This window comes from Cupriavidus sp. 05T313 (assembly GCF_056396665.1).
The window spans coordinates 1-24583 of sequence record NZ_JBFTLX010000177.1 but is presented as its reverse complement, the minus strand read 5'-3'; the positions used below and the strand labels follow the sequence as shown (position 1 = coordinate 24583).

At 65.4% G+C, this 24583-nt stretch carries 27 protein-coding genes and 1 pseudogene; 9 read left to right on the top strand and 19 right to left on the bottom strand.

The window, feature by feature from the left end:
* Positions 1-308: fumarylacetoacetate hydrolase family protein (locus AC1DKD_RS29340; protein WP_477144023.1), on the bottom strand; the 308-nt coding region annotated here is incomplete at its 3' end.
* Positions 309-518: 210 nt separating this feature from the next.
* Between AC1DKD_RS29340 and AC1DKD_RS29335 the strand changes: the two genes are divergently transcribed.
* The 5 genes from AC1DKD_RS29335 (at position 519) to ybiB (ending at position 5801) form a co-directional block, all read left to right on the top strand.
* Positions 519-1166, top strand: coding sequence for an ANTAR domain-containing response regulator (locus tag AC1DKD_RS29335; protein WP_045241354.1), 648 nt, complete (start codon positions 519-521; stop codon positions 1164-1166).
* Positions 1167-1490: 324 nt separating this feature from the next.
* A complete protein-coding gene (locus AC1DKD_RS29330) occupies positions 1491-2810 on the top strand; it encodes a CmpA/NrtA family ABC transporter substrate-binding protein (RefSeq protein WP_477144022.1) in 1320 nt (439 codons plus the stop codon).
* Between the two features lie 233 nt (positions 2811-3043).
* Entirely contained in the window at positions 3044-3838 is a 795-nt protein-coding gene (ntrB, locus tag AC1DKD_RS29325; RefSeq protein ID WP_235184883.1) for a nitrate ABC transporter permease, read from the top strand.
* 34 nt (positions 3839-3872) lie between these two features.
* Entirely contained in the window at positions 3873-4676 is an 804-nt protein-coding gene (locus tag AC1DKD_RS29320; protein ID WP_441626993.1) for an ABC transporter ATP-binding protein, read from the top strand.
* Positions 4677-4790: 114 nt separating this feature from the next.
* Entirely contained in the window at positions 4791-5801 is a 1011-nt protein-coding gene (gene ybiB, locus AC1DKD_RS29315) for a DNA-binding protein YbiB (protein ID WP_441626991.1), read from the top strand.
* A gap of 17 nt (positions 5802-5818) precedes the next feature.
* On the opposite strand, the gene AC1DKD_RS29310 is transcribed toward ybiB, so the two are convergent.
* A complete protein-coding gene (locus tag AC1DKD_RS29310; protein WP_441626989.1) occupies positions 5819-6694 on the bottom strand; it encodes a pirin family protein in 876 nt (291 codons plus the stop codon).
* Between the two features lie 390 nt (positions 6695-7084).
* Between AC1DKD_RS29310 and rpoH the strand changes: the two genes are divergently transcribed.
* Positions 7085-7981 (top strand): RNA polymerase sigma factor RpoH, encoded by an 897-nt coding sequence (gene rpoH, locus AC1DKD_RS29305; RefSeq protein ID WP_045241357.1) that lies wholly within the window; start codon positions 7085-7087, stop codon positions 7979-7981.
* Positions 7982-8095: 114 nt separating this feature from the next.
* On the opposite strand, the gene AC1DKD_RS29300 is transcribed toward rpoH, so the two are convergent.
* The 5 genes from AC1DKD_RS29300 to AC1DKD_RS29280 all read right to left on the bottom strand — a co-directional run bounded on the left by AC1DKD_RS29300 (position 8096) and on the right by AC1DKD_RS29280 (position 12450).
* Positions 8096-8725: an SCO family protein gene (locus tag AC1DKD_RS29300; protein ID WP_045241358.1), complete on the bottom strand. Its 630-nt coding sequence runs from the start codon at positions 8723-8725 to the stop codon at positions 8096-8098.
* 148 nt (positions 8726-8873) lie between these two features.
* Positions 8874-9809: a heme o synthase gene (locus tag AC1DKD_RS29295; protein ID WP_035861055.1), complete on the bottom strand. Its 936-nt coding sequence runs from the start codon at positions 9807-9809 to the stop codon at positions 8874-8876.
* On the bottom strand, positions 9806-10909 hold the full coding sequence (locus AC1DKD_RS29290; protein ID WP_477144021.1) for a COX15/CtaA family protein: 1104 nt from the start codon (positions 10907-10909) through the stop codon (positions 9806-9808). The genes AC1DKD_RS29295 and AC1DKD_RS29290 overlap by 4 nt, the downstream gene beginning before the upstream one ends.
* 7 nt (positions 10910-10916) lie before the next feature.
* On the bottom strand, positions 10917-11573 hold the full coding sequence (locus tag AC1DKD_RS29285) for an SCO family protein (protein ID WP_441626984.1): 657 nt from the start codon (positions 11571-11573) through the stop codon (positions 10917-10919).
* Positions 11574-11706: 133 nt separating this feature from the next.
* Positions 11707-12450 (bottom strand): SURF1 family protein, encoded by a 744-nt coding sequence (locus AC1DKD_RS29280; protein WP_477102596.1) that lies wholly within the window; start codon positions 12448-12450, stop codon positions 11707-11709.
* A gap of 84 nt (positions 12451-12534) precedes the next feature.
* On the opposite strand from AC1DKD_RS29280, the gene AC1DKD_RS29275 reads away from it, so the two are divergent.
* Positions 12535-12744 carry a twin transmembrane helix small protein gene (locus tag AC1DKD_RS29275; protein WP_035861044.1) on the top strand — a complete coding sequence of 70 codons (210 nt, stop codon included), beginning with the start codon at positions 12535-12537 and terminating at the stop codon, positions 12742-12744.
* Between the two features lie 167 nt (positions 12745-12911).
* Here the strand turns inward: AC1DKD_RS29275 and AC1DKD_RS29270 are convergent, their stop codons facing one another.
* From AC1DKD_RS29270 to AC1DKD_RS29240, 7 genes and pseudogenes are all read right to left on the bottom strand, one after another.
* A complete protein-coding gene (locus tag AC1DKD_RS29270) occupies positions 12912-13772 on the bottom strand; it encodes a cytochrome c oxidase subunit 3 (RefSeq protein ID WP_477144020.1) in 861 nt (286 codons plus the stop codon).
* 130 nt (positions 13773-13902) lie between these two features.
* Positions 13903-14115 (bottom strand): DUF2970 domain-containing protein, encoded by a 213-nt coding sequence (locus AC1DKD_RS29265; RefSeq protein WP_035861042.1) that lies wholly within the window; start codon positions 14113-14115, stop codon positions 13903-13905.
* A gap of 31 nt (positions 14116-14146) precedes the next feature.
* A pseudogene (locus AC1DKD_RS29260) lies at positions 14147-14482 on the bottom strand (cytochrome c oxidase assembly protein); the annotation flags it as partial.
* 89 nt (positions 14483-14571) lie between these two features.
* On the bottom strand, positions 14572-16176 hold the full coding sequence (gene ctaD / locus AC1DKD_RS29255) for a cytochrome c oxidase subunit I (protein WP_477144019.1): 1605 nt from the start codon (positions 16174-16176) through the stop codon (positions 14572-14574).
* 23 nt (positions 16177-16199) lie between these two features.
* Positions 16200-17465, bottom strand: a complete 1266-nt coding sequence (gene coxB, locus AC1DKD_RS29250; protein WP_441626976.1) for a cytochrome c oxidase subunit II — start codon at positions 17463-17465, stop codon at positions 16200-16202.
* 58 nt (positions 17466-17523) lie between these two features.
* A complete protein-coding gene (locus tag AC1DKD_RS29245) occupies positions 17524-18033 on the bottom strand; it encodes a DUF2244 domain-containing protein (protein ID WP_441627092.1) in 510 nt (169 codons plus the stop codon).
* 264 nt (positions 18034-18297) lie between these two features.
* Positions 18298-19248: a methyltransferase domain-containing protein gene (locus AC1DKD_RS29240; protein WP_477144018.1), complete on the bottom strand. Its 951-nt coding sequence runs from the start codon at positions 19246-19248 to the stop codon at positions 18298-18300.
* Here AC1DKD_RS29240 and AC1DKD_RS29235 point away from each other — a divergent pair.
* The gene (locus AC1DKD_RS29235) at positions 19237-20169 is read left to right on the top strand and encodes a double zinc ribbon domain-containing protein (RefSeq protein WP_477102595.1); all 933 of its coding nucleotides are present in this window, start codon (positions 19237-19239) and stop codon (positions 20167-20169) included. The genes AC1DKD_RS29240 and AC1DKD_RS29235 overlap by 12 nt on opposite strands.
* Before the next feature lie 128 nt (positions 20170-20297).
* The gene (trmL, locus tag AC1DKD_RS29230; protein WP_477144017.1) at positions 20298-20768 is read left to right on the top strand and encodes a tRNA (uridine(34)/cytosine(34)/5-carboxymethylaminomethyluridine(34)-2'-O)-methyltransferase TrmL; all 471 of its coding nucleotides are present in this window, start codon (positions 20298-20300) and stop codon (positions 20766-20768) included.
* A 20-nt stretch (positions 20769-20788) separates the two neighbouring features.
* Here trmL and AC1DKD_RS29225 read toward each other — a convergent pair whose 3' ends face one another.
* The 5 genes from AC1DKD_RS29225 to AC1DKD_RS29205 form a co-directional block, all read right to left on the bottom strand.
* Positions 20789-21796 (bottom strand): Bug family tripartite tricarboxylate transporter substrate binding protein, encoded by a 1008-nt coding sequence (locus tag AC1DKD_RS29225; RefSeq protein ID WP_477144016.1) that lies wholly within the window; start codon positions 21794-21796, stop codon positions 20789-20791.
* Between the two features lie 140 nt (positions 21797-21936).
* Positions 21937-22953, bottom strand: a complete 1017-nt coding sequence (locus AC1DKD_RS29220) for an NAD(P)H-dependent glycerol-3-phosphate dehydrogenase (RefSeq protein ID WP_441626968.1) — start codon at positions 22951-22953, stop codon at positions 21937-21939.
* A 107-nt stretch (positions 22954-23060) separates the two neighbouring features.
* Positions 23061-23579, bottom strand: a complete 519-nt coding sequence (gene secB, locus AC1DKD_RS29215; protein WP_477144015.1) for a protein-export chaperone SecB — start codon at positions 23577-23579, stop codon at positions 23061-23063.
* A 160-nt stretch (positions 23580-23739) separates the two neighbouring features.
* The gene (grxC, locus tag AC1DKD_RS29210) at positions 23740-23997 is read right to left on the bottom strand and encodes a glutaredoxin 3 (RefSeq protein ID WP_035861020.1); all 258 of its coding nucleotides are present in this window, start codon (positions 23995-23997) and stop codon (positions 23740-23742) included.
* A 135-nt stretch (positions 23998-24132) separates the two neighbouring features.
* Entirely contained in the window at positions 24133-24546 is a 414-nt protein-coding gene (locus tag AC1DKD_RS29205; protein ID WP_441626963.1) for a rhodanese-like domain-containing protein, read from the bottom strand.
* Positions 24547-24583: the final 37 nt, after the last annotated feature.

Genomic DNA, 24583 nt, shown 5'->3' with positions numbered 1-24583 from the left:
GCGTCCGCCTCGGCGATGTCCTTGCCGCCCTTGCCGATGGCGACGACCAGTTCCACTTCATAGTGGCAGTTGCCGGTGCCCTGCGGATAGGGGAAGGTGCCTTCGCTGCCGTCGGCCACGTAGCTCACCGCGTCGGCGGGCTTGCAGAAGAAGAACGGCGGCTCGCGGTCGGGATCCGAACCCATTTCACGCGCATGCGCGGCATAATTGCGGCCCACGCAGTAAACCCGGCGCACCGGGAACTGAGCGCTGCTGCCGCGCACGGGCACGCCGTTGGGCGCCGGCGGGGCAAATACGAATTCGGTCATCCTTCTCTCCAGACTTGTGCACTGTGTTTTAGGCTACGCACCGGCATGCGGCGTCGCCAGCAGACGCCCCGCCGCGCAGCAGGGCAATAGCATACACCGGCGGTTCCCGCCGCGTATGCCGGCAAACCATTGAATCCGGGAAACCCCGCAATACAATTAGAAGCATCTCGGCGCGAATCTTGCATGGCACGAGAGATCCCAAGTGACGCCATGAACCGACGCCCCCCAGCCCCTCCCAGTCCGACGAGTCCCGCGCCCGCCTCCGCCGCGGGTTCGCGCACGCTGCGCATCCTGCTGGTGCGCGATCCCCACGACGCCGACCCGCTCAACGTCGAGACGATCCATGCCGGGCTGGTGTCGGCGGGCTTCACCGACATCGAGACGGTGGACGCCGACCTGCGGCTCCCCGACGCGATCGCCGCGCGGCAGCCGGACCTGATCATCATCGCCTCGGAATCGGCGGCGCGCGATACAGTCGAGCACGTATGCGTCTCCACCCAGCACGCGCCGCGCCCCATCGTGCTCTTTACGGACAACGACGACGCCCAGCGCATCAAGGCCGCGCTGACGGCAGGCATTACCGCCTACATCGTCGACGGGCTGCGCGCCGATCGCGTGAAGACCGTGCTCGACGTGGCGTATGCGCGCTTCGAACTGGATCAGGAGTTGCGCGCCGAGCTGGATGCCACACGCCTGCAGCTGGCCGAGCGCAAGGAAGTCGAACGCGCCAAGGGCCTGCTGATGAAAGAGCGCGGCATGAGCGAGGAAGAGGCTTATAAGCGGCTGCGCAGCATGGCCATGGAGCGTGGCATCAAGCTCGTCGAAGCGGCACGGCGCGTCATCGATGTAATGAGTTAAGGCGCGGGCGACGCCCCGCACGCGCTTGGTGCAATGCACAAGGATGGCGCTGCCGCCCTACCGCCCGCGCACCGGTACCGCCCGCCGCCCTGCCCCTTCGGGCCAGGGCGTCACCGCGTTCGCGCGAATATTGACTGCACCCTGCATAACAAGCTTGGCACGCGGCTTGCGTAATCCAGACATCGGCCAACGACGGCCGATCACAAACCGATGTGCGCCGCCAACGACGGCCGCGCCGCATCACGGGACAACGGCGTCCTGAACTGCCCCGCATTCTTGGCGAAAGCGGCGCGGTTCAGGACGCTTTTCATTTGGAGCCGTGGAATGCCCTCTCGCCTGAAGATTGCCAAGCCGCTGCACGCCGCGGTTGCCACCGACGCCAGCGCCGCCGGCGCCGATGCGGTACCCGCCAGCAGCGGCCGCCGCCGCGCCCTGGCCACCATCGCCGGCGCCAGCGTGATCACGCTGGTCGACCCGCTCGTGCGCGCCGGAGCCTGGGCAGCCGGCTCGGATGCGCCGGAAAAGCCGGAAGTGCGGATCGGCTTTATCCCGCTGACGGACTGCGCTTCGGTAGTGATGGCCGGCACGCTCGGCTTCGACAAGAAATACGGCATCAAGATCACGCCCACCAAGGAAGCCTCCTGGGCCGGCGTGCGCGACAAGCTGGTCAACGGCGAACTCGATGCGGCACACGTGCTGTACGGCCTGATCTACGGCGTGCAGCTCGGCATCGGCGGGCCCAAGAAAGACATGGCCGTGCTGATGAACCTGAACCACAATGGCCAGGCCATCACGCTGTCGTCCAAACTGGCGGAAAAAGGCGTCAAGGACGGTGCCAGCCTGAAAGCGCTGATGGCCAGGGAAAAGCGCGATTACACCTTCGCCCAGACCTTCCCCACTGGCACCCACGCGATGTGGCTGTACTACTGGCTGGCCGCCAACGGCATCAACCCGATGCAGGACGCCAAGGCCATCACCGTGCCGCCGCCRCAGATGGTGGCCAATATGCGCGTGGGTAACATGGACGGATTCTGCGTGGGCGAGCCCTGGGGCGCGCGCGCAATCGCCGACAAGATCGGCTTTACCGCCGAGACCACGCAGGCGATCTGGAAGGATCACCCCGAAAAGACCCTGGGCACCACCGCCGAGTTCGTGCAGAAGTACCCCAATACGGCCCGCGCCATGGTTGCCGCCGTGCTGGAGGCATCGAAGTACATCGATGCCTCGGCCTCCAACCGCCGCAAGACCGCGGAAACGATTGCCGCCAAGTCCTATGTCAACACGGATATGGACATCATCCTGGACCGCATGCTTGGCCGCTACAGCAATGGCCTGGGCAAGACCTGGGACGATCCCGACTCGATGAAGTTCTACCAGGACGGCAGCACCAACTAYCCSTTCCTSTCCGACGGCATGTGGTTCCTCACGCAGCACAAGCGCTGGGGCYTGCTCAAGGASCACCCSGACTACCTGGCGGTGGCGAAGAAGGTCAACCGCATCGACGTCTACAAGCAAGGTGCCGCGGCCGCGCAGGTGCCAGTACCCAAGAGCGACTTCCGTACCGCGAAGCTGCTGGACGGCGTGGTGTGGGATGCCAGCAAGGATCCGAAGGCCTACGCCGACGGCTTCAAGATCAAGGCCTGAGCCCTGCGCGATTTCGCCTGATATCGCGCCGGCCGCACCGTTCGCCTGCCGAGTGATTTCGATTTGATTGCCGCTTGAACGCCGGCGTGGCGACACGCCGGCCCCTGAAGGAGCCTGACGTGAATGCACTTGCCCAGCCGGCCGCCCATGCCGGCACCCAAGCCGCGCCCGCAGACAGCGGCAGCCCCGCCGATCTCGCCGCGCCTGGCGACCAGCGGGCTCATGAACGCGCTCTGCGCAGTGCGGCACGGCGCGATGCCTTCGCGGCCATCGTGCTGAAGCTGATGCCGCCTGTTGCCGGCTTTGCGCTGTTCCTGCTGGTCTGGCACGGTATCGCCACGATGATCCCCGCCATCCCCACGCCGGCCGCTACCTGGCATGCCGCCGTGCCCTTGTTTGCCGACCCCTTCTACCGCAACGGCCCCAATGACCAGGGCATCGGCTGGAACGTGCTGGCGTCGCTGGCACGGGTCGCGGCAGGCTTCGGGCTGGCGGCGCTGATCGGCATCCCGGCCGGCTTCGCGCTGGGCCGCTTCGCTTTTCTCAACGCCATGATGGCGCCCATCATCAGCCTGCTGCGCCCGGTCTCGCCGCTGGCATGGCTGCCGATCGGGCTGCTGCTGTTCAAGTCTGCCAACCCGGCGGCGATATGGGCCATCTTCATCTGCTCGATCTGGCCGATGGTGATCAACACCGCGGTGGGCGTGACGCGCGTGCCGCAGGATTACCTGAATGTCGCGCGCGTGCTCGACCTGTCGGAGTGGAAGGTGTTCACACGCGTGCTGCTGCCGGCCGTCCTGCCTTACATGCTGACCGGCGTGCGGCTGTCGATCGGCACGGCCTGGCTGGTGATCGTGGCCGCGGAGATGCTGACCGGTGGCACCGGCATCGGCTTCTGGCTGTGGGACGAGTGGAACAACCTGAAGGTGGAGCACATCGTCATCGCGATCTTCATCATCGGCGTGGTCGGGCTGCTGCTCGAATACGCATTGCTGAGCCTGGCGAAGCGTTTCAGCTACGGCAACTAAGACGGCTACCGCGCGCAGCGCCAAGGAGAACCTCATGGAAAAGTTCGTCCGTATCGAAAACGTCGGGCAGACCTTCAAGACCAAGAAGGGGCCGTTCGTCGCCCTGCGCGATGTCAACCTGTCCATCGCCAGCGGCGAGTTCATCACGCTGATCGGCCACTCCGGCTGCGGCAAGTCCACCTTGCTCAACCTGCTGGCCGGACTGGACCGTCCCAGCGCCGGCGCACTGATCTGCGCCGAGCGCGAGATCGCCGGGCCCGGCCCGGATCGGGCGGTGGTGTTCCAGAACCACTCGCTGCTGCCCTGGCTGACCTGCTTCGAAAACGTCTACCTTGGCGTGGAACGCGTGTTCGGCGGCAGCGAAACCAAGGCGCAACTGAAGGCGCGCACCCACGACACGCTGGCCATGGTCGGGCTCACCCATGCCGAATCCAAGTATCCGCAGGAAATCTCGGGCGGCATGAAGCAGCGCGTGGGCATCGCGCGGGCGCTCGCGATGGAGCCCAAGATGCTGCTGATGGACGAGCCCTTCGGCGCGCTGGATGCGCTCACCCGCGCGCACTTGCAGGACGAACTGATCAAGATCGTGGCCAAGACCCGCAGCACGGTGGTGATGGTGACCCATGATGTGGACGAAGCGGTGATGCTGGCCGACCGCATCGTCATGATGACCAACGGCCCGGCCGCCACGATCGGCGAAGTGCTGAAGGTGGACCTGCCACGGCCGCGCGAGCGCATGGCGCTGGCCGACGACAAGAACTATCACGCGTGCCGGACCGCGGTGCTGGACTTCCTGTATCGCAAGCAGCGCAATCCGGCGCTGAAGGAAGCCGCCTGAGCGGACGCCGGCAAGCGGGCGCGGCGGCATGGCAGGCCGGCATTGGCCAATGCGATGGGCACGGCCCGTCCGCTCCGCTATCATGAACCTCAAACCACATCGCCCCAGCCCGCCATGACCACCACGCCTGCCACGCCCTCCGCCCCGACTTTCGCCGCGGCGAAGTACATCAAGGAAATCGGCCGGGGCGTCAACGGCGCCCGCGCGCTGCCGCGCGAGGACGCGCAGGCCTTGTTCGATGCCATGCTGGCCGGCCGCGTGGCCGATATCGAGCTGGGCGCGGTGCTGATGGCCTATCGCATCAAGGGCGAAGCCCCGCACGAGTTGGCCGGCATGCTCGATGCCGCGCACGCGCACTGCCTGCCGCTGGCGGCGCCGCCGGACCGCATTGTTGTGACCATCCCAAGCTACAACGGCGCGCGCAAGCAGCCCAACCTGGTACCGCTGCTGGCCCTGCTGCTGGCGCGCGAGGGCATTCCCGTGCTGGTGCACGGCAGCCGCCAGTTCAACGGGCGCGTGACCAGCCTCTCGCTATTCGAGGCGCTGGGCATCGCCCCGTGCAGTTCCGTGGCGCAGGCCGAAGCCCAGCTTCGCAGCAAGGACAGCCAGCCGGGCCCGCTGGCGGTGCTGCCGATCGACGTGCTGTCGCCGGCGCTGGCCGCCATGCTCGACAGGCGCATGCAGATCGGCTTGCGCAACTCCGCGCACACGGTGGTCAAGATGCTCCAGCCGGTCGGCACCCACTCCCCGGCGGAAGCGCTGCGCCTGTACAGCTACACCCATCCCGAGTACCGGGAAACGCTGACTGACTACTTCTCCCGTGAGCCGGCCAATGTGCTGCTGGCGCGCGGCACCGAAGGCGAAGTGGTGGCCGATGCGCGGCGCGGCAGCCGCATCGACTGGCTACACGACGGACATCAGCGCACACTGGTCGATCCCACCGCGGGCTCCATCACCGAAGTGCCGGAATTGCCACCCGGCAGCGACGTGGACCAGACTGCGGCCTGGATCCGCCTCGTGCTGGACGGCAAGGCACCCGTCCCGGCTCCGATCGCTACGCAGATCGAGGCAATCCGCGACTGCCTGCAACAGGGAACGCGCGTGACCTGGGCCAGCCCGGTCTGAGGCAGGCCCGGGCGCTTTCAGCGCTTGCGCTGCGGCAGCGGGATGCGATCGTCCTCGCCGGGCACGCGCGGGAACTGGTCATCCTCCCAGCGCTGGGAGGCCGCCTCGATCGCTTCCTTGCTGCTGGCGACGAAATTCCAGAAGATAAAGCGGTGCCCGTCCGTCGGATCGCCGCCTAGCAGCATCACGCGCGAAGGCGCCTGCGCGGTCAGCGTCACTGGCACGCCAGGCACCAACACCGCCAAATGGCGTTCCGGCAATATTTCGCCATCCAGCGCAACGCTGCCGTCCACCGGATAGATGCCACGTTCGGCATGCTCCGGCGGAATCTCCAGGCTGGCACCCGCATCCAGTTCGATGGCCACATAGAGCGTGCGGCTGAACACCTTCACGGGAGCCTCCGCGCCAAAGGCATCTCCGGCGATCACCGTCATCCGTACCCCGGGGCGCTCCAGCTTGGGCAGCGTTGCAGCGGGGTGATGATGGAAGGACGGTTCGACGTTTTCGAACTCCTTTGGCAACGCCACCCAGGTCTGTATGCCATGCAAGCGCGGCCCGGCATCGCGGGCGGCCTGCGGCGAGCGTTCCGAGTGCGCGATGCCCTTTCCCGCCGTCATCCAGTTCACGTCGCCCGGCCTGATCACCTGCTTGCTGCCAAGGCTGTCGTGGTGAAGGATCTCGCCTTCGAACAGGTAAGTGACGGTCGCCAGCCCAATATGTGGATGCGGACGCACGTCCGCACCTTCCCCCGGAGGCATCGCCACGGGTCCCATATGGTCGAAGAAAATAAACGGCCCGACGGTCTGCGTTGCCGCCGCGGGTAGCAGCCGGCTGACGGCAAAGTCGCCAAGGTCACGCGTGTGCGGCTTGAGCAAGTGTTCGATAGCAGACATGAATTCTCCCCGGTTCGGTCGATGCTTGCGGATTGCGCAAATGAAAAGAGTGTAGCCGCTGTAGAAACACTGCATCTCATTTGGCGATAGAACCGAAGGGCGCGTGGTCCCTCTAATCCATGTCGGATCGTTCGAGGGCTCGCATGAGATAGTGGCCACGCCACATCACGCAAAGCTCCTCGCAGGAAACGCTATGTAAAAACAGATTTCGATTATCCGGAACTATCAACCCTATAACTACTCCAACTTAGCAGTCCACTCGGCTTGAGTGCTAATATGTGTTGCAATGCAGTGCGTAGCCCCCATGGGTTGGCGTACGCGGGCAACCCACCCGCCGGATGCAAAAGGAGCAATCGAGTGAACGCGGTCCTATCTGCTGACCAAACCCAAATGACCAACCGTCTGCCCACGGTGCCCCAAGGTACTGGCACGTTTGCGCTGACGCTTCCCGGAACGCTGGGAAATCTGGACAGCTATATCCAGGCTGTCCACCGTATTCCCCTGCTCACCCCCGAGGAAGAGCAGCGGCTCGCGCGCGAGCTGCGCGAGCATGACTCCGTTGACGCTGCGCGCCGCATGGTGCTGTCGCACCTGCGCCTGGTGGTGTCCATCGCCCGCCAGTACCTCGGCTACGGCCTGCCCCATGCGGACCTGATCCAGGAAGGCAATATCGGCTTGATGAAGGCCGTGAAGCGCTTCGACCCGGACCAGGGCGTGCGCCTGGTGTCGTATGCGATGCATTGGATCAAGGCCGAGATCCACGAATACGTGCTGAAGAACTGGCGCATGGTCAAGGTGGCKACCACCAAGGCCCAGCGCAAGCTGTTCTTCAACTTGCGCAGCCACAAGCAGGGTGCCCATACCTTCACCCCGGAACAGATCGACGCGGTTGCGCGCGAGCTGAACGTCAAGCCGGAAGAAGTGATGGAGATGGAAACCCGCCTGTCTGGTGGTGACCTGGCGCTGGAAGGCCAGATCGACGACGGCGAAGAGGAATTCGCTCCCATCGCCTACCTGGCCGACAACCACAACGAACCCACCCGCGTGATCGAGGCCCAGCGCCACGACCGCATGCAGGTGCAAGGCCTGGAGGAAGCGCTGTCCAAGCTCGACGACCGCAGCCGCCGCATCATCGAAGCGCGCTGGCTGCAGGTCAACGACGACGGGTCCGGCGGTTCCACGCTGCACGAACTGGCTGACGAATTCGGCGTCTCGGCCGAACGTATCCGTCAGATCGAAACCGCGGCGATGAAGAAGATGAAGGGAGCGCTGCAGGCATTTGCCTGAGGCACGCCGGGCGGCGGCGGGCATTTCACCCCCGCCCTTTTCCCGAAAGCAACAGGGCCGGTCTCGCGACCGGCCCTGTTTCATTTTGTCTACCGGTTACACCGGCCACGCCCCTCAGGAAGCAAGCAGTTGCTTGATGTCGTGCGCAATTGGCTCCGGTCCCTGGCCATGGCGAATGAACAGCCGCAGCTTCCCGCTGGGGTCGAACACATAGCTGCCCGCCGAGTGGTCCATGGTGTAGTTGGACGGCGATGTGCCTGGCACCTTGGCGTAGAACACCTTGAAGTCCTTGGCGACCTTCTGCAGCGCGGCGTCGTCGGCCGGGCGCATACCCAGGAAGCGCGGATCGAAGGCCGGCACGTATTGCGCCAGCAGCGCCTGCGTATCGCGTTCGGGATCGACCGTGACAAAGAGCACCTGCACCTTGTCGGCATCCGGCCCCAGTTGCTCCATGACCGCCTTCAACTCCGCCATGGTGGTCGGGCACACGTCGGGACAATGCGTATAGCCGAAAAACATCACCACCGCCTTGCCCTTGAAGTCCGCGATCGAGCGCACCTTGCCGTTGTGATCGGTGAGGACGAAGTCCTTGCCGAATTCACTGCCGCCGGTGATATCGACGTTCTTGAATGACGCGCGCTGCTGGCCGCATGCAGCAAGCAGCAGCGAGCACAACGCCAGCAGGCACAACCGGCGGAAGGTGGCGAAAGTGGGCAGGAAGCCCGGAGGGAAGCGGTTCGGCATGCGGGTTCGGGTGGTTTGGCGAGCCAGGACCGCCCGGCAATCGGCCGGGCGCGGCAAGGTCACATTAACAGATGTGAAGCAGTATCGCCGATTGGGGCCGCCGCGCGCTCAGGCCGCGACAAGATGTCGCAAGCCGCCGTCCGGCCGCTCAGCCTTGCGGCAGGAACTTGAAGTAGTGATCGACCAGCAGCGCGGCGAACAGCAGCGAGAGGTAAAGGATCGAGAAACGGAAAGTCCGCTGCGCCAGTGCGTCGGAATAGTTGCGGTACATCTTCCAGGAGTATGCGAGGAAACCGCCCCCCAGGATCAGCGCCGCCGCCAGGTAAATGTAACCGCACATCCCGTACACGAATGGCAGCAGCGTGGCCGCAATCATGATCAGCGTGTACAGCAGGATGTGCAGCAGCGTGAAGCGCTCGCCGTGCGTCACCGGCAGCATCGGCAAGCCGGACTTGGCGTAGTCGGCGCGGCGATACAGGGCCAGGGCCCAGAAGTGCGGCGGGGTCCACGTGAAGATGATCAGCACCAGGAACCAGGCTTCGGCCGGCAGTTCGCCAGCGACAGCCGCCCAGCCAAGCGCCGGCGGCATGGCGCCGGACAGGCCGCCGATCACGATATTCTGCGGCGTGGCCGGCTTGAGCAGGATCGTGTACACCACGGCATAGCCGACGAAGGTGGCAACCGTCAGCCACATGGTCAGGTCGTTGGTATAAACGTGCAGCAGCCACATCCCCGCGCCGCCCAGCACCGCCGAGAACACCAGGGTCTGGATAGTTGTGATCTCGCCGGTGGCGGAGGGGCGCCATGCGGTGCGGCGCATCAGCGCGTCGACCTTTTGCTCCACCAGGCAGTTGATGGCGAAAGCGGCACCCGCCAGCAGCCAGATACCGGCGGCGCCCCCGATCAGCACCGGCCAGGGCACCATGCCCGGCGTGGCCAGGAACATGCCTATGATGGCGCAGAAGACGGCAAGCTGCGTCACACGGGGCTTGGTAAGGGCGGCGTATTGGCGGACCAGGTGGCGAACCCGTCCGAGGGGATGTGTGTGGGTAGCAGTAACCACTGGCGAGTTCTTGTCTTTCATGTGGCGCGCGCGGCAGCCGGCACGTCCGTAGCAATGTTCGCGGACCGGGCCGCGAGCCCTATATTGTAATTGAGACGAACCAATAGCAGCAGCAAGAGCGCCGCGCCGCCGTTATGCGCCACCGCGGCGCCCAGCGGCCAGTCGAACACGATGTTCGAAAGGCCGGTAGCCAGTTGCAGCGCGAGCACGCCCAGCAGCCAGCCGGCGCTGTGGGCGAGGCCGCCAAAGCGGCGCGCCCGCAGGCCGAACCAGGCCAGGAAAGCCAGCACGACGAAGGCAAAACCACGATGCACCCAGTGGATCGCCACCAGGGCCGAGTGTGGAATGTAGTCGCCGTCGGCTGTCATGCCGAGCTGGCGCCACAGGGTGAAGCCGTGGCGGAAGTCCATGTCCGGCACCAACTGGCCGTTACACAGCGGAAAGTCGGTGCAGGCCAGCACCGCGTAATTGGTGCTCACCCAGCCGCCCAGGAAGATCTGGATGACCAGCAGGGCCAGCGCAATGCGTGCCGGCCAGCGCAGCGCGCCCGCTTGCGGCGCGATCGCCAGCGGCGGGTCGCTGCGCGAACCCAGCCAGATCAATGCCGCGAGCAGGCCCATGCCCAACATCAGGTGCGTGACCACGATGATGGGCTGAAGCTTGAGCGTCACCGTAAAGGCGCCAAACGCGCCCTGCACGCACACCAGCAGCAGCACGCCGGTGGCGAACCAGGGCGACTGCCTGAGTTCGCGCCGCTTGACCCAGGCCAGCACCATCAGCGTGATGATCAGCACGCCGACCGCCATGGCGAAGTAGCGGTGGATCATCTCGATCCACGCCTTGGTGATGGTCACGGGCCCGCTGGGCAAGGCGGTTTCGGCCGCACGGATATGCTCCTGCGCGGCATGCGGATYGGAGTGGCCGTAGCAGCCCGGCCAGTCCGGGCAGCCAAGRCCGGAATCCGTCAGCCGCGTGAAACTGCCGAACATGATCAGGTCCAGCGTCAGGAAGGCGGTGATCCACACCAGCTTGYGGTACTTGTTGCGATCCCCTTTGACCAGCACATAGCTGAGCGGGAACAGCGCGATCAGGACGCCGATGATGGCGAGTTGGAGCAGCATGCGCGCCTCACCCGATGCGAGAGTACTTGAGCAGCTTCTTCAGATCGGAACTCATCTTCTTGGGGTCCGGATCCCTGGGGAAGTGCATCATCAGGTTGCCCAGCGGATCGACCAGGAATAGCGTGTCCTCGATCCGCCCACCCTGCTCGGCCGGCAACCATTTCTGCATGGTTTCGCGATTGGCGCGCAGGAAGCGCACACCGGCATAGGGCTCGTTGTAGGCGGCCGACAGGCGCGGATCGATCGGGCCATCGTCGCTGATCAGCCATACCGGCACGATGCGCTCGCGGTCCTGTCCCTGCCCCGCACGGATCTGGCGGATGGTGAACAGCTTCTTGGCACAAGCCTCGTCACAGGCGGCGCCATCGGCCGTGACCAGCAGCCACTTGCCCTTGAAGCTATCCAGCGGCACGGTCTCGGCCCGCTCGTTGCCGATCTGCATCGCTGGCATCGGGCGCTGCGGCTCGACCAACGTGCCATAGTTGGTGGCACCGCCCGCCGGCTTGAACACGTAATAAGTGAGGTAAGAGGCAATCACAGGCGAAGCGCACACCAGCAGCAGCAACAGCATCTGGATGCGCCCGCGGCGGGTGCGGGCGTCGATACGCGAATCTTGCGGCGCGACGCGGGCGGCCTGGGCGGAAGCGGGATCTGGCTGTTGCATAGTGTTTCGTCTGTCTGTCGTTAGAGGCGGCTGCGGTCATCTGACCGCCCCGTCCCGCTGTGGTTCGCTGGTTGTTGCGCCGGCAATCCTGTCGCGTGCGGGCAAGCGCCGGCTGCCGTCGTAACCATGTCTCTCAAGCCGCCATGCGGGCGGCGCGCCGCCAGCTCAACGCCACCAGCAGCACCATCGTCAGCGCGGCCAGGCCGAACCACTGGAAGGCGTAGCCATAATGGCGATCGGCGCCGGTATCCGCCGGCGCCCAGTCGCGCGCCAGCCCGTCGCCGCTATCGGTGCGCTGCTCCAGCACGAAGGGCTGCAGCGGCACGCCAAGCTCTTTCGCGAATGCAGCAAGATCCACATTCTGTCGGATCTTCTGCCCGGCCTCCGCGTTGGCGCCCTGGCCAAGGCTGAAGACCTTGGGAACCGCGGCCAGCGCGGTGCCATCGAGCTCCACATCGCCCTCGGCGGTCGGGAATGGCGCGATGCGCGTACGGTCCTGCGCGTCGCGCGGCAGCCAGCCACGCAGCACCAGCACCGCTGGCGCGCCGGGATCGTTCGCCACGACGCGCAGCGGCGTCAGCACCATGAATCCGGCACGGCTGTCGGTGCCGTTGCCATGTGGGCGATTGTCCAGCAAAACGGTATGCGCCGCATCGAAGCGGCCGCGCACGCGCACCCGGCGCTCCGCTACCTGCCCTTCGACCAGGGCACTGCCCACCGCCAGGGGCCGCTGCGCAGCCAGCGCCTCCAGCCGCGCGGCACGCGCCAGCTTTTCATGGGCACGGTCAAGCTGCCAGTTGCCGAGCGCGCAAGTGACGGCAATGACCACCAGCGCGGCGATGGTGGGAACCGGGCTCAGCGCGCGCCAAAGCTTCACGGGCAGCTCCCGAGTGCTTCCTCGAGAGCGGCGATGCGATAATGGCACATTACCTCTAGCCGACCCCGCACTTGCGGGCCCTCCATGCGCATTGTCATCATCATCGCGTTCATCCTCATCATCGGCAGCCTGGCCTCGGCGCTATTCTTCATGATGCGCGACCGCGGCAAGACGCCGAACATGATGCGCTCTCTGATGTTCCGGGTCGGCTTTTCCGTGGCGCTGTTCGTCTTCATCCTGTTCTCTCACTGGATGGGCTGGATACAAAGCACGGGTATTCGCATGGGGCCTTGAGCCTGGCGCGCCGGCCGACGCGACTGGCCACACGCGTTCGAACTGCAAAAAACAAGCGCCGCAGTGGCTAAACTCCTGCGGCGCTTGTTTTTTGTTGTTCTTCGCCGGGAGGAGATCTCTCCCGGCGATTCCGCCAGCATCGCCGGCGGGCACTGCAGTCGGGTGCCTTACAGCCAGTACACCACGATGTAKAGGAACAGCCACACCACGTCGACGAAGTGCCAGYACCAGGCCGCGCCTTCGAAGGCGAAGTGATGATCGGGGGTGAAATGCCCCTTCAGCACGCGCACCAGCACCACCGTCAGCATGATCGCGCCCATGGTCACGTGGAAGCCGTGGAAGCCGGTCAGCAKGAAGAACGTGGAACCATAGATGCCCGAGGTCAGCTTGAGGTTCAGTTCCGTGTACGCATGGTGGTACTCGTACACCTGGAAGCACATGAAGACCGCGCCCAGCAGGATGGTGAGCACCAGGCCCTGGATCAGCTGGCTGCGCTTGTTGGCCAGCAGCGCATGGTGCGCCCAGGTCAGCGTCACGCCGGACATCAGCAGCAGCGCCGTGTTGATCGTCGGGATCGGCCACGGGCCCATGGTCTGGAAGGACTCGACGACCCCGGCCGGGCCGAAGTTAGGCCATACGGCTGAAAAGTCGGGCCACAGGATCTTGTTGTTCAGGTCGCCCAGCCACGGCATGGCGATGTTGCGGGCATAGAACAGCGCGCCGAAGAACGCTGCGAAGAACATCACTTCGGAGAAGATGAACCAGCCCATCGACCAGCGGAATGACAGGTCGATGTTCTTGCCATACTTGCCGGTTTCGGACTCGCTGATCGCCTCGCTGAACCAGCTCTTGAGCACGAACAGGAACCACACCAGGCCCAGGATGCAGACATACGGCCCCCAGCTCTGCCCGTTTACCCAACCAGCAGCACCCCCAGCCGTCAGCAACAAGCCAAAGCTTGCCGTGATCGGATGGCGCGAGGGGCCCGGTACGAAGTAGTACGGAGCGTTTGCGCGATTCGCACTCATTCTTTTATCTCCAGCTCAGAGTCTTTGATTCAGTAATCGTTATCCGCACATCCGGCCCCGACTGCTGGCCGGCGGCATGCTTTTGCCTGCTTTTACTTCTCCCTGCCCGTTCCCGCGCGCGACAGTCTGTCTACCCCACCACCACACGCACGACGGTGATCAGCACGGCGATCAGGATGGCTACCCCGATCAGGCCGGCGATGATCACATGGACCGGATTGAGCTGTGCCATGTCGCGTTCATGCTCGCTACCCTTGCGCAGGCCGATAAACGACCAGAACACCGCGCGCAGGGTCTGCGCAAAAGACAGCTTGCGCTTGACCGCGTCCTTCATCTCATCCACGGCTACCCCTTACAACCACTTCACCTGCTACTCAAATGCCCTTGCCTGCTCCGGCCGGCTGCGCCTCAAGCGGGCCCTGCGGCGCCTGGGCCACCGGCGTACCGATCTCGAAGAAGGTGTAGGACAGCGTAATGTTCTTCACGTCTTTCGGCAGGTCCGGATCGATCACGAACACCACCGGCATCTCGCGTGCTWCCTTCGCCTTCAGCGTCTGTTCCTTGAAGCAGAAGCACTCGATCTTCTTGAAATACTGCGTGGCCAGCTTGGGCAGGTAGCTCGGGATGGCTTGCGCCGAGATGTCGCGCGTCTGCCCGTTCGCCACTTCGTAGACGATGGTGGTCATTTCGCCCGGGTGCACTTCCATGCTGCCGATGGACTTTTGTTTGGATCCTGCATAACACCTTGCCTGCGTGACGCGGAAGGACGGGCCGTGCCCATCCTTCCGCGCATCGTTGCTTACTTGACCTGCGGAGGAACTTCAAAGGTGTGGAACGGGGCCGGCGACGGCACGGTCCATTCCAGGCCCTCGGCGCCATCCCAAGGCTTGTCTCCGGCTGCCTTGCCGCCACGGTAGGACGGCAGCACGACGAAGAAGAAGAAATACACCTGCATCAGGCCGAAGCCCAGGGCACCGATCGAAGCAATCGCGTTGAAATCCGCGAACTGCGTCGGGTAGTCGGCATAGCGGCGCGGCATGCCGGCCAGCCCGAGGAAGTGCATCGGGAAGAAGGTGATGTTGAAGAAGATCATCGAGCCCCAGAAGTGGATCTGGCCGCGGGTTTCGTTGTACATGAAACCGCTCCACTTCGGACCCCAGTAGTAGAAGCCCGAGAACATCGCGAACAGCGAGCCCGCCACCAGCACGTAGTGGAAGTGCGCCACGATGAAGTAGGTGTCCTGCAACTGGATGTCGATCGGGGCAACCGCCGGCATCAGGCCCGTGAAACCACCGATGGTGAACACGAAGATGAAGCCGATCGCGAACAGCATCGGGGTCTCGAAGGTCATCGAGCCGCGCCACATGGTAGCGATCCAGTTGAAGAWCTTCACGSCSGTSGGCACCGCGATCAGCATGGTGGCGTACATGAAGAACAGCTGGCCGGTCACGGGCATGCCGGTCGTGAACATGTGGTGAGCCCACACGATGAACGACAGGATAGCGATCGAGGCGGTCGCGTACACCATCGAGCTATAGCCGAACAGCCGCTTGCGGGCAAAGGTCGGCACGACGTGCGAGACGATCCCGAAGGCCGGCAAGATCATGATGTAGACCTCGGGGTGCCCGAAGAACCAGAAGATGTGCTGGTACATCACCGGGTCGCCGCCGCCTGCCGCCGAGAAAAAGCTCGTGCCGAAGTGACGGTCGGTCAGCACCATGGTGATGGCGCCAGCCAGCACCGGCATCACGGCAATCAGCAGGTAGGCGGTGATCAGCCAGGTCCAGCAGAACATCGGCATCTTCATCAGCGTCATGCCGGGTGCGCGCATATTGAGCACCGTGACGATGATGTTGATCGAACCCATGATCGACGAGGCGCCCATGATGTGCATGGCGAAAATCGCCATGTCCATGCCGGGGCCCATCTGCACCGACAGCGGCGCGTACAGGGTCCAGCCGGCGGCGGTGGCGCCGCCCGGTGCGAAGAACGACAGCACCAGCAGCAGGGCCGCCGGGGGCATCAGCCAGAAGCTGAAGTTGTTCATCCGCGCGAAGGCCATGTCGGATGCGCCGATCTGCAGCGGGATCATCCAGTTGGCGAAGCCGACGAAGGCCGGCATGATCGCGCCGAACACCATGATCAGGCCGTGCATGGTGGTGAACTGGTTGAACAGTTCCGGGCGGAAGAACTGCAGGCCCGGCTCGAACAGTTCGAGACGGATCAGCAGTGCCAGCGCGCCGCCAGACAGCAGCATGGTGAACGAGAACAGCAGGTACAGCGTACCGATGTCCTTGTGGTTGGTGGCGAACAGCCAGCGGCGCCAGCCGTGCGGATGATCGTGGTGCTCATCGTGGGCGTGGTCGTGCGGGTGGGCGAGCGCGTCCGGGGTAGCAGTACTCATCGCGAAAACTCCTGAAATCCTGTTCAGCCTGCCGCGCGGTCACCCGCGGCGCTTGCCTGCTTGGCAGCGGGCTTGTCTTCCGTCTTCGGTGCGGCGTCGCCGCCGCTGGCGCCGGGTGCGCCACCGCCTTCGCGGAACTTGCCGGCACGGGCGTTCACGAAATCGCTCGGTTGAATCACTTCGCCAGTCTTGTTACCCCAGCTGTTGCGGGTGTAGGTCATGACGGCAGCGAGTTCAGTATCGGAGAGGTGCTTCCAGACCGGCATGGCACCCTTGCCTTCCAGCAGGATGTGCATCTGGCCAGCATCGGGACCGTTGACGACCTTGGAGCCGTCCAGGGCCGGGAACGCGCCGCCGCCCTTACCGTTCGGCTGGTGGCAGACCGCGCAGTTGGCGGTGTAGACCTTCTCGCCACGGGCCTTGAGTTCTTCCAGGGTCCAGGTCTTGTTGGGGTCGTCGGCCTTGGCGGCGAGTTCCTTCTTCTTGCCGTCAACCCACTTGGCGTAGTCGGCGTCCGAAACCACGCGCACGACGATGGGCATGAAGGCGTGTTCCTTGCCGCACAGCTCGGCGCACTGGCCACGGTACACGCCAACCTTCTCGGCCTTGAACCAGGTGTCGCGCACGAAGCCGGGGATCGCATCCTGCTTGACGCCGAAGGCCGGGATCATCCAGGCATGGATGACGTCATTGGCCGTCAGCACCATGCGGACTTTCTTGTTCACGGGCACCACCATCTCGTTGTCCACCTCCATCAGGTAGGTGTTCGACTTGGGGGCCTCGTTGTTGATCTGTTCGCGCGGGGTGGTCAGGGTGGACACGAAGGAGATGCCTTCGCCGTCGCCCTTCAGGTAGTCGTAGCCCCACTTCCACTGGTAGCCAGTGGCCTTGATGGTGATGTCGGCATTGGTGGTGTCCTTCATCGCCACGACCGTCTTGGTGGCGGGCAGGGCCATGCCGATGACGATCAGGAACGGGATGATGGTCCAGATCACCTCGACGGTGATGCTTTCGTGGAAGGAGGCCGACTTCGCGCCCTTGGACTTGCGGTGCGTGAACACGGAGTAGAACATCACCGCGAAAACGCCGATGAAGATCACGGTGCACATGATCAGCATCATCCAGTTCAGCCAGTGAATCTGCTCGGCGATCTTGGTGACCGGCTCGGTCAGATTGAGCTGACGCACTGCGGGGCCGCCTGGCATGTCTTCCACTGCCAGGGCTGCATGACCAGTGAGCAGGGACGCGCCCACCAGACACGCTGCGGATGCCTTCTTCCACATTTTCATTTGTTATCTACCCAATTTACAGATTCAAATCTGTCACTCGCGGGGCCCTCGCTGCCTCTCAGAGATAACGCAAAGCCGATACGAGTTCCTGCGCGAACTTTCGCCGCTTGTACGGGTCCAGAAAACACCCCACCCGCACAGCGCTCCCGCCCGAGCGCAGCAACACCAGCGCTCGCAATGATTCATCCAGCTCGACCCGCACCCACAGCGGGTTGAACTCATGCCGTGTCAGCTGCCCTGCACTGACCGAAACCACTACCAGCCTGCCGTCGGCCAGGCTGACGCGTTCGTAATCCGACGCGTGCCGCCCATGCACCAGCAGGGCAATGCCCAGTCCAAGCAGCTCCAACCCGGCAAAGGGAAGGACGAGCCACGACCCTCGCCACGCAAAAAACAAGGCGATGGCAAGCGAAATGCTGACGATCGAGAGGTAAAACCAGCCAACCTGGCGTGGAGACAGCGAGCAATTCCGCTTCATCAGCCAGTCTTTGTCCGGCGCGCCGGATCCGCCGGACCTGCCGTCGGATTCGTCTTGCGCCGTCTGGAATGCGATACCCAAGTCTTGCATCGCCAACCTTGCATCGCCAACCGCTGTGACCGGATGCACGCCTGGACGATTGCGCCTGGGACGCACCATTGGGGTGCGATTTCGGGCAAATAGTGCCAGGGAGACCACTGCGACAAACTGGCGCATTATAGGGCGCTTCGCCTACACGGACAAGGCCGCCACTTGACCAACGGGCTAGCGCGCGACAAGTTTTTGTGCTTCAGCGCGGTGCGTGCGAAAGCCTGCTTGACTGCGCGAGCGATGCATGCAAGGGCGTCGGCCACGTTACTTGCGCTGCCGCGCGCGGCCGATCTTGTCGAGCGGGACGACAGCGTGTCCCAGCTCGTCGACGGCCTGCTTGCCGCGTGGCGCCAGCTTCCAGGCATGACCGTAGACGATCTCGAACGTGAGCGGGATCAGGCCGTCGGCATTGCGCCGCCGCTCGAACGCGGCCAGCAGCGCGTCGAGCCAGGCGCGCCCGCGCAAGCCCCCGCCCTTGCCGGCCACCGGCGGCAGGCGCAGGCCGCCGAAGGCCTGCACTTCACGGAGCAGGGTCCGCGGCGACTCGTAGGTGAYGGTCAGSGTYTCCATGTCCATCACGGGCGTSGACCAGCCGCTGTGSACCAGCATGTCGCCRATATCRTGCATATCGACGAAACGCAGGGAATGCGTGTCGCCATCTACTTCGGCGAACGCGGCGCGCAACTCCGCCAGCGTATCGGGCCCGAACAACGAGAACAGCACAAGGCCTTCGTCGCGGGTGATCCGGTGCCATTCCGGGAAGACCCGATGCGGCTCGGGATGCCAGTGCAGCGCGAGGTTGGACCACAACAGGTCGAAACTGGCCGGCGCGAAGGGCAATGTGGCAAGATCGCCCTGCACCAGGTCGAACGTGGGGCGCTTGCCGAGCAGGCGCCCCAGCCACCCGGACTGGCGCTGGGGATCGCGCTGCGCCGCTTCGCGCAGCATGGCGCCGGAGATATCAAGGCCGGCGATCTGCGCATCCGGATACTGGGCGCGCAGCGCGGCCAGGCCGCGGCCGTGGCCRCAGCCAATGTCGAGCGCGCGCGCCGGCGCCAGCCGGATCATCTGCATGCGCTCCTGCATGCGCTGGCCGATCTCGCCCAGCAGGAAATCGAGCTGGCCGAAACCGGCGCTGCGCCGGTCGAAGGCGAGGCGGGTCAGCCGCGTGGGCGGCAAATAGGCATCGGGGGAGTCGGCGTCATGCAGGGACACGGTCAAACCAGGCGGCAAGAGAATGGGGATGGCGGCCGCAGCGATGCGCCCGTCCGGGAAACGGTGCGCGCGCCAGCGGACAGCGCGACCGGACCGCAAGTATACGCGCCCGCCGCCGCGCCTGCCGGCGGCGGCCCGGCATCACATCCGGCTCCCACGCCCGCCTTGCACCTGCCAGCATGCCCCGGCGACAGCACACTGCGCCAGCATGCGCGGCGCTGGATGCGCGCGCTGCTGCCGGCGGCCTGTGCGCTGTGCGGCACGGTGCAGGACGAAACCGTCTGCGCCGGCTGCGCGGAGGAGCTGCTGGCGCCGCTGCCGCGCTGCCGCTGCTGCGCCCGCCCCCTGGGGCGCGCCGCGGGGCCGGGCAATGCGCCGATCTGCAGCCAATGCCGCCATGAACCGCCGCCCTTCGATGCCACCCTCGCGCTCGGCGACTACGCCAGCCCGCAGGACGGCACGGTGCTGGCTCTGAAATTCGGCGGCGTGCTGCCGCTGGCGGACTGGCTCGCGGGCGAACTGGCAAGCCGCTGGCAGGCCGCTTCCGCCACGTGCGGACTGACTCTGCCCGATGTGCTGGCGCCAATTCCGCTGTCCCCGCGGCGGCTGGCGCAACGTGGCTTCAACCAGTCCTGGGAAATTGCACGCCCACTGGCACGCCGTCTCGGCGTGCGCGCCGCGCCGACGCTRCTGGCGCGCCTGCGCGATACCCCGGCGCAGGCCACGCTGGACCTGCCCGCGCGGCAGGCCAACCTGCAAGACGCCTTCGGCCTCGGCCCCGGGCACGATGTCGCGGGCCTGCATGTCGGCCTGGTCGACGATGTGATGACCAGCGGCGCCACACTGGGCGAAGCGGCGCGGGTCCTGAAGGCTCACGGCGCAACGCGTGTGACGCTGCTGGTGGCGCTGCGCACACCCTAGGCCCGGCGCCGCCATCAAGTGAAGTACGCGCTGACCCTCCCCGCCACTGCCCGGCGTGACAGGCGGCCCCCGGCAGGGTAAGCTGCGCAGCGTTTCACGGCTGCGGCGCCTCCGGCCCGCCCACTCCCATGTTCAATGTCGTCCTGGTCGAACCCGAGATCCCCCCGAATACCGGCAATGTGATTCGCCTGTGCGCCAACACCGGCGCGCGCCTGCACCTCGTCAAGCCGCTCGGCTTTCCGCTCGAGGATGCGCGCATGCGCCGTGCCGGGCTGGACTATCACGAGTACGCCAGCATGCGCGTGCACGAGAACTGGGATGCGCTGATGGAAAGCGAACAGCCCGACCCCACCCGCATGTTCGCGCTGACCACGCACGGCTCGACGCCGTTTGGACAGGTCGGCTTCCAGCCTGGCGACTGGTTCGTGTTTGGCTCGGAAACGCGCGGGCTGGCGCCGGAGCGGCGCGAGTGGTTTCCCGCCACGCAGCGCATCCGCCTGCCGATGCGGCCGGACAACCGCAGCCTCAACCTCTCCAATACCGTCGCGGTCGTCGTGTTCGAAGCCTGGCGCCAGARCGGCTTTGCCGGCGGCGCCTGATCCGGGCTGACGAAAGCGCTTTATTCCGGCTGTACGCCGGCGACGCGAATCACCTTGTCCCAGCGCGCTTTTTCGCTCGCCATGGTCTGGCGCAGCGATTGTGGCGCCGTCCCTGCCGGCACGAAATACTGGGCTCGCATCTTGGCGCGCACATCCTCGCTGCCGATGATGGCCACCAGTTCGCGATAGAGCCGGTCGATCACCGGCGCGGGCGTTCCCGCCGGCGCCAGCACCGCTTGCCACGAGATCGCCTCGAAGCCGGGATAGCCGGATTCCGCCACGGTTGGCACCGCGGGCAACAGGCCGGTGCGCCCGCTGGTGGTGACCGCGATGATGCGCAGCTTGCCGGCAGTCACCAGGGGCATGGCGATGGCCGGCACCATGAAGCCAGCCTGCACCTGGCCACCGACCATGGCGGTGGTGATCTGCGCGAAGCCCGGATAGGGAATGTGCTGCAGGTCGATCCCCGCCGCGGCCTTGAGCTGCTCCATCGCCAGGTGGGAAGCGCTGCCGTTGCCGACCGACCCGTAGTTCAGCACGCCCGGACGGGACCGTGCCAGCGCCACGAACTCGCGTACGTCATGCACCGGCAGGCGGGCATCCACCACCAGGACATTGGGCGAAGTTGCCACCAGCGACACGGGCGCGAGCTGGCGCACCGGGTCGTAGCCAAGATGGCGCGACAGGGTCGGCGCCGTGACTAGCGGGCCATTGATGGTCAGCAGCAAGGTGTAGCCATCCGGCGCGGCCCTTGCCACCATGCCGGTGCCGATATTGCCGCCGGCGCCCGGGCGGTTTTCCACTACCACGGGCTGCCCGAGCGCGACGGCCAGCTTCTCGGTCAGCAGGCGCGCGATCAGGTCGGGCGAGGACCCGGCCGGGAACGGCACCACCATGCGGATCGGGCGCGCTGGCCAGGGCTGGGAGGCCGCGGGCGAAGCCATTGCCGTCCCTGCCATGCCGGACATGGCGCCGGCGGYAAGGGCGATCAGGGTGCGGCGGCGGGCCGCGATGAAGTCTTGGGACATGATGCAAGGCGGTGGCAAATGCGCAAGCGTATCGCCGCCGGACTCAATGAAATCAATCAAGAAGGGACTCGCGTCCCTGGCAAATGGCAGCGACCGGCCAGGCGCGGGAGGTCCGCGATGGTTGCCGGGTCAGCATGCGCTCACTCATCGCGTGCGTCGCGCTGCAGTAGTTGCGCCACCGCGTCGGCGGCGGGCAGCCCTTCGAAGAGCACCGCGCAAACCGCACGCGTGATCGGCATATCGACGCCCTTTGCCGCTGCCAGCGCCGCCACCGCCTGCGCGCAGCGCACGCCTTCGGCTACGTGGCCCAGTTCGGCCAGGATCTGCGCCAGCGTCTTGCCCTCGGCCAGTTGCTGGCCAACCTTGCGGTTGCGCGAGAGGTCGCCCGTGGCGGTCAGGATCAGGTCGCCCATGCCCGCCAGACCCATAAAGGTTTCAACACGGCCGCCCAGCGCCATGCCCAGCCGCGTCATCTCGGCCAGGCCGCGCGTCACCAGCGCGGCGCGCGCGTTCAGGCCCAGGCCCAGCCCGTCGCTGGCGCCTGTGGCGATCGCCAGCACGTTCTTGACAGCGCCGCCTACCTCGGCACCGACCAGGTCGTCGCTGCCGTAGATGCGCATCGCATGGTGATGGAAGGCATGCTGCGCCAGTTCCGCGAGCGCGGGCGACGTGCCCGCCACGGTCAGCGCGCACGGCAGGCCAAGCGCCACCTCGCGGGCAAAGCTGGGGCCCGTCAGCACACCGTAGCTGGTGTCGTGCAGACGGCCGGCGGCATCGAGTTCTTCGCGCACCATCTGGTGCGGCAGTGCATTGGTGCCGGCCTCGAAGCCCTTGCACAGCCAAAGCATGCGCAACGCCCCGGTCTGGCGCGCGGCCAGCCTGCGCGTCATTTCGCGCAGGCCCGAGACGGGCGTGGCCACGATCACGAGACCGTCGGGTTCGACATCGGCATGCGCCGCGGCGCGCTCGAAATCCGGCTCGACCGCAAGCCGCCCGGACAACGGTACGCCGGGCAGGTAAGTGGCATTGACGCGGTCGGCGCCGATGCCCGCCAGCTGCGTGACGTCACGCCCCCACAGCACCACATCGTGGGCCGCGGCGGCATGGCTGGCGAGCGCGGTGCCCCAGGCACCTGCACCGAAGACAGTGATTTTCATGGCGTTCGCCTCGCTGGTTCAGCCTCAAAGCCGCATTCATCAAGTAACGCGGGCCGGAAAGACAAAACGGGGCCGAGGCCCCGTCTTTGCAACTGACTGCAGCAGGATCAGTGGCGAGCCTGGCTGCCGTCGGGCATCACGATGCCGCTGCTGCCGCCCTGTGCGGCTTCGGCTTCTTCCATGGCTGCCTGCAGGCGTTGYTCGTACAGYGCCTGGAAGTTGATTTCCGACAGGTGRATSGCCTGGAAGCCGGCGCGSGTGATCACGTCRGCSAYRTTGCCRCGCAGGTACGGGTASAGRATGGTCGGGCARGCGATGCCCAGCAGCGGGTCGAGCTGCTCCACCGGCACGTTGCGGATATCGAAGATGCCGGCCTGGTGCGCTTCCACCAGGAAGGCAACCTTGTCCTGCACCTTGGTGGTCACGGTACCGGTCACCACCACCTCGAAGATGCCTTCCTGCAGCTGCGAGGCACCCACGTTCACCTGCACTTCCACGGCCGGTGCTTCGGTCTCGAGGAAGATGCCGGGCGAATTCGGCTGTTCGAGCGACATGTCCTTCAGGTACACACGCTGGATGTTGAAGAACGGCTGGTCTTCCTGCTGATTGTTTTGCTGGTCGCTCATGAAAGGCTTCCGGAAAGAGGCGTTGGGCACCTGGCGTACGGACCATCTGCGCCACGGGCTGGAATGGCCCTGGCAACGGCCCGGGTCGGCACCCGGTTGGAAAACGCATATGGTACATGACGCGGGTGACGAATTCACCCGCGCCGAGGCTGCGGGGCCTTCAGGCAGCCAGCAGGGGCACCAGCCCGCCCTGGCGATCGAGCGCCGAGAGGTCGTCGAAGCCGCCCACATGAGTCTCGTCGATGTAGATCTGCGGCACGGTGCGGCGGCCTGTGCGCGTCATCATTTCCTCGCGCTTGCCGGGCTCGCGGTCGATCAGGATCTTCTCGATCGCGTCGACGCCCTTGGCCTTCAGAAGGCGCTCGGCCATCTGGCAATACGGACAAACTACCGTGCTGTACATCACAACGCGGGCCATGCGGTTCTCCTTGAAAAACGGGACTCTGGTCGTAGCTCGGGTGCCGGCAAGCCAGGACTGCGCCACACCGGACAAAGACGGGCGCCCTGCTGGCGCGGCGACGGGGCATGCCCCCGGAGCCGCTTCAGGCGCCCCTTACTTGACTAAGGGCAGGCCGGCTTGCTGCCAGGCGGCCAAGCCGCCTTCGAGCGAATAGATCTCACTGTAACCGGCTTCCTTCAAGACTGCTTGACCCTTGCCCGAGCGCTGGCCGGTCTGGCACACGACGATGATTGGGACGGATTTGTCCTTTGCAAGGCCGGCGGCACGGCTGGGAAGATCCGCGAGTGGCGCGCTCTTGGCTTGCGGCAGGTGGCCCTTGGCGTATTCGGTGGCTTCCCGGATATCCACGACCACCGCATTGCGCTTGTTGATCAGYTGGGTCGCGGCGGCCGGATTGACGGTCTTGCCGGCGGTTCCGCGCGTGATGGCGGGCCAGGCCAGCAGGCCGCCCGACACCACGGCGAGGGCGATCAAGGCAAGGTTGTTGTAGTCGGCGAAGAAATTCACGTTGGCATTCCGGTGGGTTGAGTCGGCGGCATTATTA